15 protein-coding genes are annotated in these 20,159 nt (G+C 64.2%); 6 read left to right on the plus strand and 9 right to left on the minus strand.

The annotated features are described in order from the left end of the window. Positions 1-13: 13 nt before the first annotated feature. From NGK70_RS14950 to NGK70_RS14960, 3 genes are all read right to left on the minus strand, one after another. Entirely contained in the window at positions 14-1,420 is a 1,407-nt protein-coding gene (locus NGK70_RS14950; RefSeq protein WP_251969316.1) for a tetratricopeptide repeat protein, read from the minus strand. Further along, entirely contained in the window at positions 1,417-3,744 is a 2,328-nt protein-coding gene (locus NGK70_RS14955) for a DUF2610 domain-containing protein (RefSeq protein ID WP_251969317.1), read from the minus strand. Before NGK70_RS14955 ends, NGK70_RS14950 begins: the two co-directional genes overlap by 4 nt. A gap of 725 nt (positions 3,745-4,469) precedes the next feature. Next, positions 4,470-6,737 carry a caspase family protein gene (locus tag NGK70_RS14960; RefSeq protein ID WP_251969318.1) on the minus strand — a complete coding sequence of 756 codons (2,268 nt, stop codon included), beginning with the start codon at positions 6,735-6,737 and terminating at the stop codon, positions 4,470-4,472. 322 nt (positions 6,738-7,059) lie between these two features. On the opposite strand from NGK70_RS14960, the gene NGK70_RS14965 reads away from it, so the two are divergent. From NGK70_RS14965 to NGK70_RS14985, 5 genes are all read left to right on the plus strand, one after another. After that, the gene (locus tag NGK70_RS14965; RefSeq protein WP_251969319.1) at positions 7,060-7,392 is read left to right on the plus strand and encodes a hypothetical protein; all 333 of its coding nucleotides are present in this window, start codon (positions 7,060-7,062) and stop codon (positions 7,390-7,392) included. A 208-nt stretch (positions 7,393-7,600) separates the two neighbouring features. Continuing rightward, positions 7,601-9,667 (plus strand): caspase family protein, encoded by a 2,067-nt coding sequence (locus NGK70_RS14970; RefSeq protein ID WP_251969320.1) that lies wholly within the window; start codon positions 7,601-7,603, stop codon positions 9,665-9,667. 57 nt (positions 9,668-9,724) lie between these two features. Continuing rightward, positions 9,725-10,477: a lysozyme gene (locus NGK70_RS14975; RefSeq protein WP_251969321.1), complete on the plus strand. Its 753-nt coding sequence runs from the start codon at positions 9,725-9,727 to the stop codon at positions 10,475-10,477. Between the two features lie 602 nt (positions 10,478-11,079). Then, entirely contained in the window at positions 11,080-13,809 is a 2,730-nt protein-coding gene (locus NGK70_RS14980) for a CHAT domain-containing protein (protein WP_251969322.1), read from the plus strand. 960 nt (positions 13,810-14,769) lie between these two features. Beyond that, complete coding sequence (locus NGK70_RS14985) at positions 14,770-15,273, plus strand: hypothetical protein (RefSeq protein WP_251969323.1); 504 nt, start codon at positions 14,770-14,772, stop codon at positions 15,271-15,273. A gap of 90 nt (positions 15,274-15,363) precedes the next feature. On the opposite strand, the gene NGK70_RS14990 is transcribed toward NGK70_RS14985, so the two are convergent. Further along, complete coding sequence (locus tag NGK70_RS14990; protein WP_251969324.1) at positions 15,364-15,606, minus strand: hypothetical protein; 243 nt, start codon at positions 15,604-15,606, stop codon at positions 15,364-15,366. A gap of 206 nt (positions 15,607-15,812) precedes the next feature. On the opposite strand from NGK70_RS14990, the gene radC reads away from it, so the two are divergent. Next, positions 15,813-16,433 (plus strand): RadC family protein, encoded by a 621-nt coding sequence (gene radC, locus NGK70_RS14995; RefSeq protein WP_251969325.1) that lies wholly within the window; start codon positions 15,813-15,815, stop codon positions 16,431-16,433. 153 nt (positions 16,434-16,586) lie between these two features. Here radC and NGK70_RS15000 read toward each other — a convergent pair whose 3' ends face one another. The 5 genes from NGK70_RS15000 to mdcG all read right to left on the minus strand — a co-directional run bounded on the left by NGK70_RS15000 (position 16,587) and on the right by mdcG (position 20,159). Beyond that, complete coding sequence (locus NGK70_RS15000) at positions 16,587-17,297, minus strand: FAD-dependent monooxygenase (protein ID WP_251969326.1); 711 nt, start codon at positions 17,295-17,297, stop codon at positions 16,587-16,589. A gap of 21 nt (positions 17,298-17,318) precedes the next feature. Next, positions 17,319-17,468 carry a hypothetical protein gene (locus NGK70_RS15005; RefSeq protein WP_251969327.1) on the minus strand — a complete coding sequence of 50 codons (150 nt, stop codon included), beginning with the start codon at positions 17,466-17,468 and terminating at the stop codon, positions 17,319-17,321. A 202-nt stretch (positions 17,469-17,670) separates the two neighbouring features. After that, a complete protein-coding gene (locus NGK70_RS15010; protein ID WP_251969328.1) occupies positions 17,671-18,576 on the minus strand; it encodes an ACP S-malonyltransferase in 906 nt (301 codons plus the stop codon). 15 nt (positions 18,577-18,591) lie between these two features. Further along, positions 18,592-19,482, minus strand: coding sequence for a triphosphoribosyl-dephospho-CoA synthase (locus tag NGK70_RS15015; RefSeq protein ID WP_251969329.1), 891 nt, complete (start codon positions 19,480-19,482; stop codon positions 18,592-18,594). Beyond that, positions 19,479-20,159, minus strand: a complete 681-nt coding sequence (mdcG, locus tag NGK70_RS15020; protein WP_251969330.1) for a malonate decarboxylase holo-[acyl-carrier-protein] synthase — start codon at positions 20,157-20,159, stop codon at positions 19,479-19,481. Before mdcG ends, NGK70_RS15015 begins: the two co-directional genes overlap by 4 nt.

The raw sequence follows: 20,159 nt of genomic DNA on the forward strand, positions 1-20,159 counted from the left end.
ATTATTTTCTGTCTTAGTAACGAAGCAAAAGGGGCTCGAGGGATGGTCGGTCACCCACATCATCCACGCTGCTGATTAACTTGCCCAGGAGTGACGCTGCCTGCTCTGAACCGGGCCCCATCACCCCCTCTAGAATCGCTTGCGACTCAGCAAGAGCAACGAGCCGTCCCCTGGTATTGCCGTCAAACTGAGACAGCACGGCCGCCGTGCTCAATGCTTGCTGCATTTCAAGAGAGTGCGGACCATATGCCAGCCTAGCCAGCTTCAATAACGCATCTCTGCCATCCGACCTTGCTTGTTCACCACGGTTGCCATTTAGTACGGAAAGTACCCTGAATTGCAGTGCCGTCTTATTGAATGGATGCGAGCGCCCCAGTTGCTCAGGAACTCTGGACTCTAAGGATCTCAAGTGCGCGAGCACCCCTTGATTCAAACCTTCCTTTACAAAGAGTGCCCCCCCTCGTGATAACTGTACCATGAGGTCAGCCAATGCTCTTTCATCGCCCCCAAGGTGAGCCAATCCCTGAATTTCCAGCTCGACCGAATCCACATTGCCTGTGTTATTCGCGACGCCACTCAATGCCGCTTCTACGACAGGATCGAGACGCTGAGAGATGATCTCCTGGAGCTTAATTCGGTCCTGGCGTTGCAGCGATAACGTATCACTTTCCCAAAAAGCTCGAAGGATTGGGACTAGACGCAGGGGGGCATTTGAACCCGACACGGCAGTCTCTGGATGCCCCTTGAGATCAGCCAATACCTCATCCAGCTGTTCTCGGGTGTCCAGTTGTTCAATCAGGCGCTTATATACATCTTCTGACGACTTAACTTGTCCCGCCCTTGCCAGCAAACCTGCAATTCCACGAAGTGCGCCAATATGGTTTTTCTTCAGTTCGAGAACGTCTTCACAAGCTCGAATACCTTCATAATAGCGATCCGTCTTTGATTTGGTTTCGCATAACCCATACCGCGCCTCGACGTTCCAAGGCGCGTACTTGGCCGCAATTTCATAGATGACAAAGGCGTCGTCAGGTTGCGACAACTCTACGGAAATAATTCTGGCCTTGCTTGTCAGTGCTTCAATATCATCAGGCCAATAAGTCAACAACTGATCCCACTGCCCGATAGCGAGAACCCAGTCCCTTTCGGCACTGGATCTCCGAGCTGCAAGACGATGCTGATAGACATGAGCCGAATCTGCCAATGACTTGGCCATAAAATGATCAGGAGGAAGACTGAATCCTTGCGCCCTCGCCCCGAAAAAAATACCTGCCAGCAACACACAGATAAAATAATGGCACAGTGCACCGTTTCGACCGACAGGCAACAATCCGCAACGCGCTTGAAAACTTGAGTCGACGAAAGTACTGCGCAAGAGGCTTTTACATTTCGATAGAACCCAGCAATCGATGAGTTTCATTTGCTTGGCCCATTCCCTGATGCGGCATTTATTGGCTCAGTTTTCCCAAGTGCATACACCGCCAGATCGGTGTACTTCACCTTATTCTCTTTGGCGATGACATAGAGTTTGCGAAACGAGTCAATCACATCAGCAGGGATAGTGCAGCCGCGCTCAGATTTCAGCCATTCAGCCTGCTCTTCGGTCGGAGGCTCGTCTCTTTCCCAGTCGACGAGGTAGATATAATGCGAGACTTTTTTATCGCCACCGCAGTCAATTGGAATCGTAAATCGCTTCCAGCCAGTACCGTTCCCGTATCTTGCGTAAAGGCGCTTGGCTTCTGCTGGTGACGCACCGGAAATTGCTCCTGCTTCGTGCAACTTGGCCAAGGCGGCACCATATTTCCAGTAGTTTATAACATCAGTCGAGAATCGCCTCTTCGGATCTAACTCGAGTGCCAAGGCCTTCCGCAACAGTTCCGCGGCACGTTCGGGATCCTTTTCAATCTCACCACCGGCTAGCAACAGACCCAGTGAGCCCGTACCCTCAATATTTCCGGCAACATCAGCCTTCTGGAACCAAAGAAATGCGTGATGATTATCCTTGGCGACTCCAAGTCCAGAAATATATCTTCTACCCAAGGCCACCATGGCCACAGAATCTCCCGCCTCAGCGCCCTTGCGATACGCCTGCGCTGAACGATTGACCGACTCGGGTGAATCATCTTTCCTCGATAGCAGATTCCCGATCTCGGTCCAGCAGGTGGCGCATCCTTGGTCTGCTGCCTGCTGCAGGATCCTGTCAGCTTCTGTCGGGTCGGGTTTGCCGAGAAATCCTTCGCGTATCCCCTGAGACAGGCTGACGGCCACCTGCAAGTAGCCTCCTGACAGCGCGCGCTCATGCAGAGCCCTGGCCTGCGGCAGGTTCTTGAGGCCATGCTCATCCGAGTAGTACAGCCAGCCGAGATTCCAGTAGCCCCTCGGACTGCCTTGCGCGGCTGCCAGTTTGTACAGCCGCTCGGCTTGCAGAGCATCTTTGGGTACACCCTGTCCCTTTTGGTACAGGAAGCCGAGGTTAGACATCGCAATTGCCGCCCCCAGTTCCACCCCGATGCCGTACCACTTAATCGCCTCGACATAGTCCGGTGGCCCGCGTTCGCCAGAGGCGTAGAGGTACCCAAGTGCGTTGGCTGATGAGCCGATGCGCAACTCTGCGCCTTTGCGAAAGTACTTCTCTGCCAGTGCCAGGTCTTTCTTGGCTCCACCGACCCCATCCCAATGCGCCAGGCCCAGGAAGTGCGCTGCGTAGCCGTCACCACGCTGCAGATCCACCTCCAGATCCAGCAGAGACCGGGTCCTCAGAACCGCCTGGATGGCTCCGTGACTGAGCTGATTCCAGTCCGATACCGACCGGAGGACAAAGCCCCCGTTGCCGGTAGAGGCAGGGATCTGGCGCCCGCCGGTGTCGGCTTTGACCCGTTCCCGGGCCACCAGAAAGGCGTCCGAGAACGACAGGCCGGGAATTGCCAGAGCACCGGCGATAGCACGGCTGAAATAGCTGTGTCGCCCGAACACGTTGTCGACTCCTTCCTGCCCGGGCTGCGCAGATGCACCGATGAAAATGTCTGCTGCGGGGGTGTCCGCTCTGGCACTGGCAAACGCGGGCAGTGCGGCAATTCCTGTCTTCGCGCTGCCCTGCCGCCTCAAGCGCAGCGGCAAGGGCCGGCTGGCATCGAGCAGCAGCAGCACCCGGGCGGCGCCCGCCCGGGTCAATCGATCAACGATCCAGCCGGCACGGGTTCCCTCTGGGAGGGTGACACCCTCTTCCGCCGCTGGCCACCTGAGCTTGCTGCCCGCCGGAAGCAGCATGGATTCTTGTTCGCCTTCGGACGGAGCCGCACGACCCGAGAAGTACACCAGCACCGTCGGGAATGTCCCTGGTGCGAGGTCTCCAACACGCCGGGCCAACTGCTCGACCGCCGTTTCCAGCTGTGCGCGGCTACCGTTGAGCAGCAGCGTCGAATCGAAGTTGAACTCCTTCAACGTGGTCTGGATCAGCCGGGCATCCTCTTGGGCGGTCGGCACGTCCCACAGAAGGCCGCCATAGTCGGAGTTGCCGACGATCAGCGCCAGCCTGCCAGCCGGTCCGGCATGGGCGATCTGCTGCCCCCCGATCAGCCAAACCAGCAGGACGAGCAGCCAGCCGGCGAGACAGCGATGGACTCCACGGTGGGGCGGGCAGGCACCGATGCGCTCACTGGTACAGCCGCCATTCGAGCCGCGCAGCCCCAGGGCAGCAAAAGGAAACGGCCGACCGACTCGCGAGCGGGCAGGTATGTTGGACATGGCATCGTCCCGTTCCTGAAGTGACCTGGAGCCCGTTCAGATGAGAGTGCGCGAACCGGTCTTGGCCTCCAGACGACCCGGTTCAACCCGTCCTTCAGCCGCACCGCCAGCCCTGCGCCATCCACCTTCGCCTGCATCGCCTGACGCTGGTCCGGGTGAACCTCGAAGTCCACCGTGATGCATTGACCCTCTCGGTACAAGGTGGGCCTGCCCGAGAACTCTGCAGCGATGGAGGGCGGAGCGTTCAACGTCCTGCAACTTGACGGTGGGCGGCACTTCTGCGGAGCGCAGCGTTGGTTCACGATCGAACTCCGATCCTGGTTGCGACTGCATGGGCACACGCTGATCCACCGCCAAGACGCCGATGCCGGCGGCAGCCATGGCCAAGTGCCCCAAGCGAGCCACCTGGCGGTTCTGCTCCGAACGGTCGGGGGGGACTAGCAGTGCCAGGTCCGCCATCTCCTGGCGCTGGCAGATGGCGTTGCGCAGGGCGGCTTGGGCGGGGCTTGCGGGTGCGTTCCGGTCCAGACAGAGGCGCAACAGGTGCACCAACAGGCTACGTGAGTGACGCTGGTGCAGATCTGCCAACGCCCACTTGACTGGCGTGCCCCCTGCAGCGGTGAGGACAAACAACTCAGCGTCTGTCTCCATCGAGATCGCGGTTTCCATCATGCCGTTGTCCCGTTCAGTTGAAGCGGTGGTGCGGTCGGTCCACGGTCAATGCCTCACGGGCGACTCGAAGCGCCAGGACGAGTGACCTGCCAGGTGAACACCTGTGCGCCCATTCGCGTCGGTACCGTCACATGTTCCACGCCACGGGTCGCAAGGCCTTCGCCAAATCCAGCGCTGCGGAAGAGTGCAATCGCGTCGTCTTCTTCGCCGCGCGCGCCACTCCGGGTCTGCTCCACCGTTTCCAGCGATGGCTGTGCAAGGAAGGACAGATCGAGGGTGCCCGCATGTGCGGCCGGTGACTCAACGGCGAAGACCACTACCCGCTCGATGCCAATAACATCGTCGGTGATCTCCAGAGGTACCCGCACACTGGCTCGCGCTTCTACCCGGTTGACGGAACCGGCCCCCGGATACATCGGTGTGACGCCGAAACGACTGTCGATGTAAAGGACCGTCAGGTCGAAGGCCCGGTTACCCTTGTTGAGCACCTCGAGCTGGACTCTGTCCTGCCCACGCAGGCAGATTGAGCTGGCCATGGATGGAGGGCCCAACAGATAGCGGGGATCCGCATCCAGACAGCCTTGGGCCCATTCCGCTCCGGTCAGACGCCTCCCGTTGCGCTCCACCTGCAGTTCGGTGGTGATCTGCTGGGCGAATCCGGCCTGACCGGACAGGGACGCAATTCGCAGGATGTTCTCTGCCTTGGCGGCGGCACGCAACATTCCCTGCAGTGTTTCTGCCGTGCCTTGTGGGGTGGCACCGCTACCAGCCACCACGGCCGCGACACCGCGTTCCAGCTCCGCTTCGCAGATTGGGCGGGTGGCCCTGGTCGACTTGGTGCACAAAGGGTCTCCCGCCATGGCTGGCGGCAGCAACCAAAGCCGGCGCTCCACTGCGACCAGCGCCACATCCGCCGCTTGCCCTGATCCGACCCAACGAATCGGCAATTGCGGGGGATCATTCGGCTGGGGTGCAGAAGCGCGTTTCAAGAGTGCCATTGCGGGATCGAAGAGGCACTTCTCGCCGCAGCGGCTCAGGTCGACGCTGACGGTGAACTCCAGCGGGGGTGCCGGGCGAACCAGGCGCGCGACGGCACCGGTCGCCAGTTCGCGGAGCGCGCGGGCCCCCTTGCCTTCATGCTCGATGGGTTCGAGTTCCGACTCACCGAGGGTCACCCTCTTGACACGGGCATATCCCAGTGCCTGCGCGTCCGCCGCCACCGCGCTGGGCAGGATGGCAACGATCGAACCAACCCTCAGGTCCGTCAGCGCTCCAGCCTGGGCGGCGAGGCGCCCTTCACCCAAGAGCGACCATTGCCGCAACTTGGGGGCTGTTTGGCCCAGCACAGGCGCATCGAGCTGCGTACCCGCAGCAATGGGGGTGGAGCGGGCTTGTGAGGTGCTGCCGTTGCGGGCCAGTACCTGTTGGTAAAGCTGCCGATAGGTCATGCCCCCGCCCCCCTCCAGGGTCTGGGCCAGGAGGTGCGTGAACAGGCCGTGGATGCGGTTCGGCTGTTGGCCGGCCGGCAACGGCATTTCAGGCGTGGCTTCGGTGGTTTGGGCAGCATAGAAGTACACCGCCCGACCCGGGTTCGATGGCGCCGCAAGTCCGGCCCGGATTGACGGTCTGGGCGCAGACGCACGCGCGACTGCTCTGTCGATCACCGTCTGCGGAATGCCCAAACCTTCCGGCGGAATCTGACGCAGGCGCACGCTGTTGTCGCTGCTGCCGTTGCGCACCATCGTCGCGGAGTGGCAGGAATCGAAGATCACCCAGACAAAGGCGCCCGACGCAGCAATGCGGTCCACCTGCGCCCGAATCTCATGGTCATAAAGTACGTTGCGAGCCTCCCCCTCCGGCGCCTGCGCGGTACTGGCCCAGCCTTGGGCATCACGCGGCAGGAAGACCTCGAACAGGCCATCTGGTTCTTCTGCTGCCATCGGGTGGCCGGCAGGAACCGGGACCTGGCTGCCATGTCCAGCAAAGGTGATGATGATGTAGTCACCCGGTTTCGCGCCACGCGCCAGCTCGCCCAACTGGTCCAGGATGTGGCCGCGGGTGGGCATCTGGGCGCCTTCCACTCCATCGGCCAGGACGGTGATGGCAGCAGGGGCCACACCTCGCTGCACCAACACGCTGCGCAACCTTTCGACGTCGTTGCGGGGTCCGCTCAGCTGCGAGCTCTTTGGCAGGCCGGGGTATTCGGACACACCAATCAGCAGTGCCTTGTAGTTGGGGCCTTGCGCGGCGGCTCCCTGGCAGATCAAGGCGCAGCCAACTGCCGCAAAGGCACGGGAAAGGACGGCAAGAGAGAATGTCATTTGAAGTCCCCGGGAAGGACGCCGATGGCGGCTTCGAGACCTTGTGTCTTGATCACTGTCGACCACCTGTTGTGGTGGACAGAGAACGGGATGTGCGACAGGACGGTTCTTCACACGGAAGACGACAGAACCGACCCAACAGCGGGCGGAGTTGACATCTCTGCCGTCACGGGACGTGACTGCAACACCATCCACTGGCGAAACCACTTGATCTACCGTGGGGAACAACATCGCTGTCCCCGTCGGCAGATAAGGCACTGCCTTAGCAGATTGAACGACAGCGCCAGCTCCCACGACCAGCTTTGCACTCATGGCCAGTGACATGGAACGCGCGATCAGACTCATTCGCAAGGCCCTCCCATTGCGAGATTCACCGCCGATTCTGAAGATCTTCGGCAACTGTCTCCCGAAGTTATCAAACCATCGCTTCGCGCAGGAGACAGGCTCTCCCGAGGGTTGCAGGATGGAAACAACAAATTGTTTCTATCTGTTTCGTGTGCACTGTGCCGATGCAACTTCAATCGGCTCCGAGAGGCGGATATGGGTCAAGCGACCCGTTGTGGAAGTCAATCTGCAGCTCAATGAGTCCCTGAAGCGATCAGCGCTGCGCCACCTGAACCTCAGATCAGAGAAACCAGTGGAGAAGGCGTTCTGACGGATCCCTGCGGTGGACGATGTGCGAGGTCATGCCAAGCGCAGGCCCCTGCCTTGCTCCATCACACGAGGTGCCACTAGACTGGCTGTACGAATCGGATCGAGTGGGCATAACGCATTGCGGTGCAAGGTCGCCTTGATGATGCCGTTGCTGAGATGGATCTGAATCGCCGACGGTCCCCACCACCGAAGCAGCCTGAGTCATCGCTGTGTCTGACATCTCCCGCCTCCTCGCGTTGCTTGTCGTCCTCTCGTCATTCGTCGCACCAGCGCGTGCTGCTGTGCACGCTCTTTTGATTGCGCAAAGCGATTACAGGGCTTCGCCAGGAGTACCAGACCTGCAAGGTCCTCCGAATGATGTGCAACTGATGAAGGACGTGCTGACCGGCCGCTTCAAGGTTCCTGCTTCGAACATCACAACGCTTGTCGACAACACCCACACCCAGATCGAAAAGGCCTTTCTCGACCTCGCTGTGCGTGTGAAGAAGGACGACCAGGTTTACATCCATTACTCTGGCCACGGATCTTGGTATCAGTCACCGGCCTCGGCCAAGGAGCGACGCGGACAGGACCAGACTTGGGTAACCCGCGGCGCGCGTTCAAGCATGTTCCAAGGCAAGGACGCGGTCGACATCCTCGACAAGGAACTTGGCACTTGGCTGCTCAAGCTCTACGCTGTTACGCCCGACGTGGTCTTGGTGTCTGACTCTTGCCATTCGGCCAGCGTGACGCGTGACGTCCAGGTCGGTGTGCGCTCCTCCGACGGCGTACCGAGAACCCATCCATTGCGCGACCAGTTTCCTGAGGTGGTTGACCTTCCCATCGACCGGGGCCTGCGCATTGGTGCTGCGCGCGATATCGAAAGTGCTGTTGAGCTGGACCCAGAACGCAACGCCCGCTGCATCGAACCCAAGAGATGCTACGGCGTCTTCTCTTGGCACTGGGCTCAAGCATTGCAGGCAAGCCGCCCCGGCGAATCGTGGGGCGACGTCTATGACCGCACATTGGCTGCGCTTGAAGCCAATCCTTTGGTCCTGCAGCGCCCACAGAAGGAAGGCGCCTCGGACCGTGCGGTGTTCTCTGGCCAGTTCGCCCCGCTGACTGCCACCGTGGCGGTACATGCAGTGGAACGCGACGGTGGAATACTGCTCGGCGCGGGCCGCCTCGCCGGCTTGACGGTAGGAACTGAACTCGTCGGACTTGTACCTGAGGGCGAAGACGCACCACGGCTGGAGGTTGTGAGTGCCGCGGCGGCCACTGCGAGGGCCAGGGTGCTCGAAGGACGAGTGAGGGCCGCTGGGCAGTTCAGAGTGTCGAAGTACCGTGAAACCGAACCGCGTGTACAGCTGTATGTCGGCGGACCACAAGCGGCAGATCTGGACGCGGCCCTGGCCTCTGAGATCCGCAGATCCATCGAGCGGGCCCGCGGTATCCACATTCAGAACTTCGACCTCGTCGATCGGCGCGACGCTGCACAGTGGCGGCTTGAACTCGTGCGGCCGACGAACGCTGACGCGGCTGCAGCGAGCCTGCCCGAGCACGTGAACTGCACTGCGCGGCCTTGCGCAGCCCCGGAGTTGTGGGTTGTAAACCCGTTCGGACAGCTGATGCACCCGAAGATGCGGTTTCCACTGGCCGACCCGGCGGAGCAAATGCCGCGGCTTCTAAGCAACCTGGAGGCCTTTTCACGAGCCCAAGAGGTGAAATCGATCGCCAGGCAGGGGAATGCAACGCCTCTGACCATTCAGGTCTCCGTGCTACGACCACCCCACGGGAACACGGCGAAGTGCTCCGAAGGGGCCAAGCCCGGATCTGGCTGGCAGCGATTTGAACCGCGGCCACTTACAGCGCTGCGCAGCGGAGAAGTGAAGCTCAGGGACTGCCTGAGTTTCAGCATCCGCAACAAGGATGCAAAGCCCTGGTACGGCTACCTGGTGAGTGTCGATCCCGGCTTCAAGATCGAGCGCGTCTGGCCCACTGCCCGGATGAACGACGACGAGGCACGCATTGAAGGCGGCGCGGAGATTACGACAACGTCGTTCTACCGCCTCGCCGACCTGGGCCGTGAAACGCTTGTCTTCATTGCCAGCGAACAGCAGACTCCGATGCCCGGCGTCGAAAGCAGCGGCCTGCGCGGCACCGATCGGCAAGGCCCATGGGCCCGGCTGTCCCGGATGGGCGCAGTGAGCCGCGATGTCGAAGCCAATGACGAGTCTGGAAACTGGGGGGCACAGTCCGTCACGCTGGAGGTCAACGAAGGGGACCGGCCTCGCTGACCTCATCGGCCGAGCGACATGCCGTTCAGCGGCCCCTCTGACGCAGATCTCGCATACATGCACGATGGCACCACCGACCATTGGATGACCGCAGGAGAAGATCCCAGCATGTCACGATTCCGAACCCTCATTGCCATCGCGACCACGCTGATGGTCAGCCTGATTGTTGGTGGATGCGCCACTCGTCCATTGGACGACTTCGTGCTCGACATACCCGACGCGTTGACACCGGGCATCTTCAACGACCTTGGCGGCAAGGTTGCTCTTCCGGCGGGCATGACGCTACGGCCGGTGGTTCCCAAGGGCATCGCCGTCACCAAGGCTGGCGAAGGCTGGCGACCTAAGCGGTACAACGACGCGGCGCGGTACTGCACGATCGGATACGGTCACCTGATCAAGAGGGCGCCCTGCGACGGCACAGAGCCGGCCGAGTGGCTCGACGGCATCACCGAACCCGAAGGTGAGGCACTCCTCGTGAAGGACATGGCCGAAGCGCAGACCGTGGTCATGCTGGCGGTCACCACCACGCTCACTGACACACAGTACGCGGCGCTGTGCGATTTCGTATTCAATGTCGGAGGAGGCGCTTTTCGCAAGTCGACGTTGTTGAAGGTTGTCAACGCAGGTCAACACGACAAGGTCGCCAGTCAACTGCTGCGATACGTCTGGGCGGGAGGCAAGGAAGTCCCTGGCTTGGTGAACCGGCGCAACCGCGAGATCGAGCTGTACTACGACGGTACCCTCACACCGCGCGCAGTCCCTGTGCCGGGCGAGGACTTGTCTCCGATCGATATCCTTTCCGGGTCATGAGGCGCAGGTTGGCTTGGAAGTCTCTGACGCATACTCAATTGCGGAGGCGAGCGCTGAGATTTGCGCGCGACAGTGGGATGTCTACCCTCCCAGCGATATGCCGCTAAGAGCGCCCACCTGAGGTCAAGAGCAAGCCGAGAGACCAGATGCCAAGTTGCACGGATCATTCTGTCGGCTCCGCGGAGCGGCGCGAGCGAATGATGCTGTGACCGGCTGACCGAAATCGAACATGCGCTGATTCCCAGCAAAATCACCTTCACTAAGCCATTGGCAAGCTTGCCACCATCGTCAAGAAGGTCATGCTGTCCCCGAAGCACAGAGGTTTCTCGCTCCAAGATTGAGAGACCGACCTTCGTCTGGAAAGGTTCGAAAGCCATGCCAGAGGCATCTTGTCAGCAGCCATCTTGTCAGTTGGAGGGCAGATGTTTCCCGGGAGCACCAAGCATCCTGCACGCAGCGGAGACAAGGCTGCCAGACACAAGCCGTGTGCTGCCCTGCCGCCAGACTCGGTCCTTTTCGGGGTCTGCGGACGAATGGTTGCGTTCCAGGCGGTGCAGATCTACCCATCCCTGGGGAGTCCATTCTTGCGATGTGGATCTGGCATGAACCTCCTTTCCTCATTGGTGCACGACGTGGCTGTCAGGTTTGGATGTCACCTGGCACTCATGGAACCACGCCAGAGCCAATGCCACACCGGCAGGCGGACGTGGATTGGTCGCACGGTGATCGAGGTTGCGTTCGGTCTGGCTGCAGGGCTATTCTTCTATCCGGTGGCCGTAGCCGACGGCGGCGACATCTCCGGACCCATCGTGGCGTTCGAAGCTGCAGCTGCGCAGGCCGCGGCGCGCGGTGACACCGACACCGCCATCGAGTCGCATGTGAAGGCCCTGCACTTGGCGGGCAATCTTGCCCGGCCCAAGCTGACCGCGGCCCTGCTTTACCGCCTTGGCCAGATGCAACTGTCGGGCGGACGGGTCCAGGACGCGGTACTGTCGTTCGAAGCTGGTGTGGTCGCGCTGTCGAGCCAGCAACAGCCCGACATTGAGCAGCTGGTCGCGCGGCTCGGCGCGGTGCCTAAGGGCCTGCCGCGGCGTGAACTACCGGTGCCGATGGAGCTCTACAACGCCGATGCCGAACACGACCTCGCTGCGGCCGAGCGAGACGACGCGCTCGCCGCGCGGCTTCTTGTCGGCGTCGGCAACGCTTACCTGCAGCAATTGCAGGACGGCCCAGCCCTCAACGCCTACGAACGCGCGTTGGAGCGCCCTGAGATCACGAAAGTGCCGCTGCTGCGCGCCCAGCTGCTCGCCAACCGTGGTGAGGCACTACGTCGCCAGGGCCGGCTCGACAGCGCTGAGAGGAGCCTCCGCGAAGCGCTGTCGGGCTTCGCTGTAGCTGCGCCGCGGCTCGACCAACGGCGCGCGCTGACGCTGTTGGCCGGCATCCACCGCGACCGGCGCGAGGACGAGCCGGCGCAGCGCCTGTACCTGCAGGCGCTCGCGCTGCACGTCGAAGCGAAGGACCACCGTGGCGAGGCCAGTGCACGCACCGGCTATGGTCACCTTCTGTCGCAACAAGGCCGGTACAGCGAGGCAGCATCGCAGTACCAGCTCGCGGTCGGCCTGGTCTCTGGCCTCGGCGTGCGTAGCATCCTATGGCCGGCCTACCTCGGGCTCGGACGGACCCAGCGCGCGCTCGGCAACATCGACGCTGCAGCGGCCGCGCTTGCGGCCAGCTTCGACACACTGCAGGCAGCACAGGACGACTTGCGCACCGACGAAGGCAAGGTCGGCCTGCTCGAGAGCGCTCAGGACCTGCAGGACGAACTGCTGAAGGTAGAACTTCAGCGTGCGCCGGGCCACCCCGATGCCTATGCGCGGCTGCTCGACCTGACCGAGCGCGCCCGCGGCAAGGCGCTCTCCGCGCTGATTGGCGGTTGGGGTGAGCTGCGTCCGCAAGCTTCTTCGTTCGGCCTGCCCGAGTGCACCGATCCCACCGCGCTTGACCGGCATGCCGAACACGAACGCCCAGAGGGTAGTGGGCGGCTGGCAGCGCCACAGCGCCAGCAGGCCGAGAGCGTGGAGTCGCCGATGATGCAAAGAGCGCCCGCCACGGTCTTTCCGAACGCCACCGCGTTCCCGGATGTCGGCCCCCTACCCAATGCGGCCGTGTTTCCCAACTCGAGCGCATTCCGGCGCGTCAACGGCTCATTGCGAGTAGCGCGTGCGGAGACGGTGCCATCGCTGACTCGGCTCGTCTACCACGTGTTCGAGGAGGCCACTCTCGTGCTTGTAGCGCGTGCGGACGGCTCGGTGCACGGCCACGTCGCGCCGATGGGGCGCGAAGCATTGACGCGCTACGTCACGCAGGTCCGCCGTGCGCTCGTGCCGGGCGGCGAAGAGCGTGGAGTGCGCGGCACGGTCGAGGCCGCAGAGCCTGTGACCGGAGAGGACCCGCAGCGCTTCGACGCGCTGAGCCGCTTGTTGTACGACACGCTCGTTGCGCCGATGCAGGCCTTCCTGCCTGCCACGGGCCAGACGCTTGTGATCGAACCTCATGGCGCGCTCTGGATGCTGCCATTTGCCGCGCTCGACGCGGGACGCGAGGACTGGATGGGCGCGCGCTGGCCGCTGCTCTACGCTCCTTCGAAGGAACTGCTGCAAGCAAGTCGCAGCCGGCCACCGCTTGTCCGTGAGGGCAGCTTCAAAGGCCTGATCGTCGGCAACCCAATCTTTGCTGCCATTGAGCCAGGCCACGAGGAGCTGTTTCGCATCGGCTTCGCGCCGCTGCCAGGAGCCGAGGAGGAATCGCTGCGCATCGCGGCGATGTTCCCCGCTCCGGGTGCGAAACTGCTTCGCGGAAGAGAGGGAGACCTGTCGACGGTGGTGCGCGAATCGGGCCACTACGACGTACTGCACTTGGCCACACACGGCGCGGTATCCGGCGACGAGCCGCTGAAGTCCTTTGTGCTTCTCGCCCCATCACCCTGCGGCGAGCGCCTGACGGCGCAGCGTGTCATGACAATGACGTTGAAGGCCGACCTTGTCGCGCTCAGCGCCTGCCAGACCGGTCTCGGCCGAATCGCCGGAGAAGGCGTGCTTGGCCTGAGCCGGGCCTTCCTTTTTGCGGGCGCGCGCAGCGTGCTCGTAAGTCATTGGAGCGTAAGCGACCACGCGACCACCGTATTGATGACGGGCTTCTACGAGCGCTATCTCGGAGAAGGCTTGGACAAGGCGCAGGCGTTACGCGAAAGCATGCGCAGTCTGCGTGGTCAGGCCGGGTTCGGGCACCCGCGCTACTGGGCGCCGTTCTTCCTCGTCGGCGCGGAATGAGAGAACAACCCATCGCAGCACCAGATTCCAACGACCAGGAAACTTCGAAAACTTCAATCGGTACACCGTGCCCAGCTCGAAGTCTCGAAACTCGCCGGGCATGCCAGGCTCAAGGCATCGTCTGTGTACTTGGGGGCGATCCTCCCGCGCAGGGACCGAAGCGCTGCTCTTGTTCAGGCCGGCGACTTGTCCGGGGCTTGAGGGTGGCAATCCGTCTTCAAGCGATGTGCGGCATTGCCCCCACAGACGCACTGCGCATACTGGAGAGGCTTTCTGCGGGCATCGTGCCTGCCAAGCCTTTGGGTCGGTCTCACCGGCCTGGAGTCCAGCTCCGCTGGCGTCGCAGTCGTCACCTGCCTTGATGGGGTTGCGCTGGATGCGCAGCCTTCGAGGCACCGGTGTCGCTGAGGTGCCCGGTCCCTGAGGGCTGGCGCTGCCTGCCCTCTTCTTCCCTGGCGGGGAACCTCGAGTTCCCTGCGGAGCCCTGGTGTTCCCGCTCTTCCGAGGAGAACACCATGTCCCTTCACGCCTTGCCTGCGCCAATGGCGCTGTGCGTTCTGCTGGGCGGCAGCGGGCTGCCGTTGCCCGTCCAGCGGACCGAGCGGCCCGTAGCTGCGCTGCTGACGGCTCGTCCGTCTGTTTCGGCGACTCGTGTACAGCCTCGCCACCGGCTCTGCGACCGGCGGCTCTGGCAACCGCACCCCTTCGTCCGTCCGCCCTGGCGCGGAGGATCGATGGCGGTGGTGCCGGCGCCCTTGGCGTTTGGCACCTGATGGCTCCGCCCCGATCCAGCTGGGTCGGGCGAGGAGCCTCGGCCTGGGCAGCAAAGCCTCGGTCTGTTGCGTGATCCTCGCCTTCGGGTGGGGTTCACATGCGCCCCGTCGATTCGACGACGGCCCCCAGCCACGGGAGAAGCGGTCTGCCATGGTGCAGAGGCTCCCTCCCCCACAGGAGCGTTGCATGCCCCTTGAGAGTGTTCCCCCACGACCACCGCGCTCTGCCCTGCGCAAGGAGGAAGAGCGCGTTTGGGTCGGCTTCTATCAGCGCGTGGGCCGTGACCATGCCATGGCGGCGGATGTCATGGCCCAGCTGGAGGCCGACCCGTTGATGAAGCGCCAGCACCTGGGTCTGTACCTGCGCTGCAAGGCGGCCCAACGCCGGCACAAGGAGCGCCAGGCCCGCCACAAGCGGGTGGGGCTCTGGCTGCGCAGTTCGCTGCGCACGGTGCTTCTGGGGCCGGTTCTGGCACTGGTGCAGTTCCTGGCCAGCGGCTGGAATCTGCTGTTGGCCAGTCTGCCAGCTCCAAAGGCAGAGCCGGCCAACTCACAGGCGCGCCGCCTGGCCCGTCAGCCGGGTTTTGCGGCAGCGCGAGCGAGTTTCGAGCAGGAAGGTGGCCTGGCGGCCTCATCTCGCTCGGACAGGCATCCAGGGGCTGCGGCCCCTGATGATCGCGAGGCGGCCTGATCGGCTGCCTCCCGAGGTTTCCGGCGATCGCCTGGCGTCTGTGCAATCCGCAGCGCCAGCGATCGGCTGGAACCCTTTCCAGCCAGAACTTCAGGAGGACAGCGACCGCTGCGCCATGCAGTTCGACCACTCCCGGTCGATCAGCCAGTGCAGGAACTGGGTGTCGCGCGAGGTCCCCCAGTAGTAGGCCTTGCAGCGCGAGACGTAGGCCTTCAGATCGCCAGTGGTGCGCACGTCCTCCGGCTCGAAGCCGGTGATCTCCGTGAAGCGCGCGATTTCCGGGCGCGTGAGTCGGATGGAGGATCCCAGGCGCAGCACGGTCTGGCTCGTCAAGGGTGAAGGTCCTCCGATGATGGTGCTGTCCGGGCTCGCCCGGGCCAGGTCATCGGCCGGCGCTGACGGAATATTTCCAGTTGACTTGGGATGACAGGCCGGTCGGCCTGGAGTCTCACCGGACAGGGCCAACCTGTCCTTTTCATCAACCCACCTTGCAGCCTCGGGGCCTGGCCCCTGGGTCTGGTGCTCCCAGGTTCGCAGGCATGAACCTCTTGGAGCACAACATGAACTTGGAACAGATCAGCCGCGACGCCTTGGTGGCCGCGTTGTTGTCGCCGACCGCTGCGACAGGATTCGATGGGGAGTTTGGCTTGCCCCCGGTGGCACGGGACGGCTTGCCCCCACGATGGAGAAGGAAGCTGACCGATCGAGATCAACTGCTCAGGCAGCGGTTGGACATCGCCCGGGAACTGCTGCTGCGGGACTTGGCAGCGCAGATGCACCACGGTCCAGTACTGGATTCACCGAACACCCTGCGCGAGTGGCTGCGGCTGCGTTGCGCGGGTCTGGAACACGAGGTGTTCCTCGGGCTCTTCCTGGACGCCCACCACCGCTTGCTGGTGGGCCAGGAGCTGTTCCGGGGCACGTTGACGCAGACGTCGGTCTACCCGCGCGAGCTGGTCAAGGAGGCGCTGAGACACAACGCGGCCGCACTGATCGTGGCGCACAACCACCCCAGCGGCGTCGCGGAGCCCAGCCGGGCCGACGAGTACCTGACGCAGTCGCTCAAGACTGCGCTGGCTCTGGTGGATGTGCGATTGCTGGATCACTTTGTCGTGGGATGCGATGCCATCGTTTCGTTCGCGGAGCGGGGTATGGTTTGAGGTTGAACGTCGCTCGCGGTTGAGATCCGACGCAGGCCATCGCCCTGCGTCGGATCTCAAGCAGCGCACCTACCAGACTTCTGGGTCAAACCCTGCAGAAACATGTTTCCGGGGATTCAACGAAGACTGCTCTGCTGTTGGCCCTGGGCCGAGTCAGCTGCTGCAGGGAACTGCCAAACCGGATCTCTGCGCCGCCGCCACGAAGCGATCCGGCCGCACAGCGATCACCGTCGTCGCGTGACCGCGCATCCAGGAGAGCAAACTGCCGTCAAGGTCGACGATGTCGTCGTGGCCATGCCCGGCGGAATCCACTCCGATCACCGTGAAATAGCGTGTCCCCAACCGGTCCCATTGCTCGCGCTGCTCTGGCGTGAGCAAACTGGCCGGGTCGATGCCCGCACCCAGCAGCGCAAAGCCGTCACCCAGCAGGTCATCGAGCCAACAGCGTCGGCCTGCCGAGTCGACCACCCGGGGCTGCGGCAGCATCTTGCCCACGGCACCGTCGGAAGTGACCTCGCCGGTGCACCAGCCGGCGTCGTACCAGGGGTTGCGCAGCATCGGCAGCTCACCCGGCTTGGGCGCCATCGCGGCGAGCTCCTCCTCGATGAGCTGCTGCTGGATGATGCGGCCGAGCTGGATGGCCACCTCGGTGTAGAAGCGCACGTTGGGCGCCCGCTCGGCTTCGTAGCTGTCGAGCAGGGATTCCGGCAGCCGGCCGGAGAGCACCTCGCGCAGCTTCCAGGTGAGGTTGAAGGCGTCGCGAATGCCTGACTGCATGCCCGAGCCCGCCCAGGGCGGCATCAGGTGCCCCGCATCACCGAGCAGGAAAACTCGGCCCTTGCGCCACTGGTCGGCATAGCGCACGTGGTGGCGGTAGAAGGCGTGCTAGTGAATTTCTACATCGTCACTCGTCACTCCCAGCGAGTTCGGCAGCTTCCAAAGCTGGTCATGCGTCTGGAAGTCCGCCTCGGACTCGTGCTCGGCCAGCGGGAACTCCCAGCCGTGGTTGCCCGGCGCCAACGCGATTTCGACCACCGACCGATCCCTGTCCGACCAGAAGGTCAGAATGTGTCGCTGCGGTCACCAGCGCTTCACCCGGGCGTCGAGGGCATCCGGGCAACTTGTCCGACGGGCAGAGACGCCGCGCGCTCAGTTCGAGACGCCCGTGACCACGCCGCTGCTGGCTTCCACATCGCACCGACCGCCATTTCCAGACTCGCCAGGGCCGGCCACATCGTCAAGCAGTCGAGTATCGCATCAGCCATTTCAGCACCGCTTCCAGGCTCCTGAAGTCATCAACGGCCCGCACCGGCAATACGGGCGCCACGCGCATCAGCATGCGCGAGAGCGCGCTGCCAGCGCCGATCTCCAGCACCGCGTCCACGCGGCTCTGCACGATGGCGTCCATGCACTCGGCCCAGCGCACGGTGGTGGCCACCTGAGCGCCCAGCGCCACACGGGCCTCGGCAGCTGTGCGTACCAGCAGCGCGTGGTTGGTGGCCAGGCGGCACGAGGGTGCGGCCATGGGCTCGTGGGCCAAATGCTCCGCAAAGCGCTGGGCCGCAGGCCGCATCCAGCGCGTGTGCGAGGCCAGGCCCACGCGCAACGGGCTCGCCTGCGCGCCCAGGGCCTCGACCTCGCCGTTGGCCCGCTGCAGCGCGGCCACGGGGCCGCCCACCACCACGCTGTCGGGCGCATTGCGGATGGCCACCTCCATGCCGTGGCGCTGGCACAGTGCGGCCAGCGCATCGGCATCCAACCCGCTCCAGCCGGCCAACGCGGTGGGTGTGGCCTGGGCGGCGAGGTCCATCTCGGCGGCGCGCACGCGGGCCAGGTCCACCGCTTGTTCCGCGCCGATAACCCCAGCCGCATGGAAGGCCGCCAACTCGCCCACGCTGTAGCCGGCCACCACGGTGGGCGGCGGCAACGTCGCCCGCAGGGCTTGCCAGGTGGCCACCGCCAGCGCGGTCAGCAGCGGCTGGGCCACGGCGTTGCGGGTGCTCCAGTGCGGGTCGTGCAAGCGTTCGCGCCAGCCCGGCCCCACAGCACCATCCACAAGCGCGCTGTGCTCTGGCGCGGCCAGGCAGCGGAACATCTCGGCGTGCTGGCCGCCTTGCCCGGAGAACACCAGCGCGTAGGCCATGTCGCCTGCCAGGCCTCAGGCGATGCGGCCCACGCGCTGCAGGAAGCAAAGCGCCGAAAGGCCGTCAGCACAGCCGCCGGGCGAGAGGCGGCGGGCCACGAAGCGGCGGTGCAGGGCCCAGGCACTGGCTTCCCAACCGGGAGCACCGGCCCCGCCAACGGCCAAGAAACCGTGCGCCTGCGCGCGTGCCCAGTGCAGGCCTTTCAGGCCACCGCGGTGGGCCAGGTTGCAGTCGTCCAACTGGCCCAGCAGCGCAAAGAAGGCCTGGGCCTGCACCTGCTGGTGCGACCAGCCCGCGGATTGCGCCTGCCGCCACGCAGGGAGGCCCACCTCGAACACAGCGGGGAAGGCCAGCGCGGCTTCCTCCGAAGCGCTGCGCAAACCCCAGCGCCGCGCGGCCACGCCGCCCGGCAGTTGCGAGGTGCGCTGCGCGCGCTCGGCCAGCTCGGCGCCCCAGGTGGCCCGCAAGGCGTCGCGCACCGCTTCGGGTGTGGCCGCCCCGCCGTGAGCCTGCACGCGCCCCACGGCGGCGCACAGCAGGCCCAGGATGAAGATGGCACCGCGGTGGGTGTTGATGCCCTGGGTGGCCTGCAGCATGGTCGCCTCGGCGGCAATGCCACAGCGCTCCAGCGCGGCGAATGGCGCCCCCTGCGCACCCAGGCCATGGATGGCGCCGAAGTAGCCGCGCAGCGCCATCAGGCTGCGCAGAAAGGTCTGCGCGTCCATGTCGTCGTGGCTGCCGCTGTCGGCGAACGACACCAGGCCAGGCTTAGGCGCCAGCGCCAGCTCGTCGTGCAGGGCCAGCACGGCGGCGCGGGCCACCAGGGTGCCCTGCCCGGCTGGCAGTGCGTGCGCCGCCGCCGCCGGCGTCGGGCCATGATGTTTGGAGGCCAAGGGGGTGTTCATGCGCAGCACAGCTCCGGTTCGGGTTGCGGCACCTCGTGGCACAGGCGGGCGCCGTGCAGGGCCTTGACCAGCAGGCTGCGGCTGCCGCCCGCGCGAAAACGCAGCCACTCGCGCCACGACACTGCATCCCCGTGCGGGAACACCAGCTCGCCGTCCAGGCGCAGCCCGGTCTCGCCCGCCGCGTCGCACTGCTGCAGGCAGCGCGAGGCCAGGTCAGCCTCGGCCGCGTGGGCCACGCCGACCCACAGGTCCAGGTCCGAGCCCTCGCGCACATAGGCCAGGCCGGTGAGGGCCTGCCAGCCGAAGCTGCCGTAGACCTGGGCGCGCAGGCCGGCCATAGCCAGTTGCTGCGAGAGCCGCACCAGGCTGTCGCGATGTGCCACGGGCACCCCGGGCAGCACCTGCAGCGTGGTGGGGAACTCGGCGAAGTAGGCGATGCCCTCGCGCGGCACCTGCACCGCGCAGCGCCGCCGGGCCCAACGCGTGGGCAGCGGCAGGCCGGCGCAAAGCCGCGCGTGCGGCCCGGCCAGCGGCTGGCGGCACAGCACCAGCGGCAAGCGCCGGCTGCGCCAAAGCTGCAGCACGGTGTCGGGCAGGCCGGCCTCCACCTGGCCGGCCAGATCGGCCCAGCCCAGTGCATTCAGGCACAGCAGTTGGTGGCGGCGCAGCGGTGGCAT

It is taken from the genome of Sphaerotilus microaerophilus, assembly GCF_023734135.1.
Taxonomy (GTDB): Bacteria; Pseudomonadota; Gammaproteobacteria; order Burkholderiales; family Burkholderiaceae_C; genus Sphaerotilus; species Sphaerotilus microaerophilus.

Excerpts from the sequence above, each read along its gene's own strand:
- NGK70_RS14985 (WP_251969323.1), top strand. The coding sequence starts at position 14,770 with ATGCCCCTTGAGAGTGTTCCCCCACGACCACCGCGCTCTGCCCTGCGC.
- NGK70_RS14975 (WP_251969321.1), top strand. The coding sequence starts at position 9,725 with ATGCACGATGGCACCACCGACCATTGGATGACCGCAGGAGAAGATCCC.
- NGK70_RS14965 (WP_251969319.1), top strand. The coding sequence starts at position 7,060 with ATGGAACGCGCGATCAGACTCATTCGCAAGGCCCTCCCATTGCGAGAT.
- radC (WP_251969325.1), top strand. The coding sequence starts at position 15,813 with ATGAACCTCTTGGAGCACAACATGAACTTGGAACAGATCAGCCGCGAC.
- NGK70_RS14950 (WP_251969316.1), bottom strand. The coding sequence starts at position 1,420 with ATGAAACTCATCGATTGCTGGGTTCTATCGAAATGTAAAAGCCTCTTG.
- mdcG (WP_251969330.1), bottom strand. The coding sequence starts at position 20,159 with ATGCCACCGCTGCGCCGCCACCAACTGCTGTGCCTGAATGCACTGGGC.
- NGK70_RS14980 (WP_251969322.1), top strand. The coding sequence starts at position 11,080 with ATGAACCTCCTTTCCTCATTGGTGCACGACGTGGCTGTCAGGTTTGGA.
- NGK70_RS15010 (WP_251969328.1), bottom strand. The coding sequence starts at position 18,576 with ATGGCCTACGCGCTGGTGTTCTCCGGGCAAGGCGGCCAGCACGCCGAG.
- NGK70_RS14960 (WP_251969318.1), bottom strand. The coding sequence starts at position 6,737 with ATGACATTCTCTCTTGCCGTCCTTTCCCGTGCCTTTGCGGCAGTTGGC.
- NGK70_RS15015 (WP_251969329.1), bottom strand. The coding sequence starts at position 19,482 with ATGAACACCCCCTTGGCCTCCAAACATCATGGCCCGACGCCGGCGGCG.
- NGK70_RS14955 (WP_251969317.1), bottom strand. The coding sequence starts at position 3,744 with ATGTCCAACATACCTGCCCGCTCGCGAGTCGGTCGGCCGTTTCCTTTT.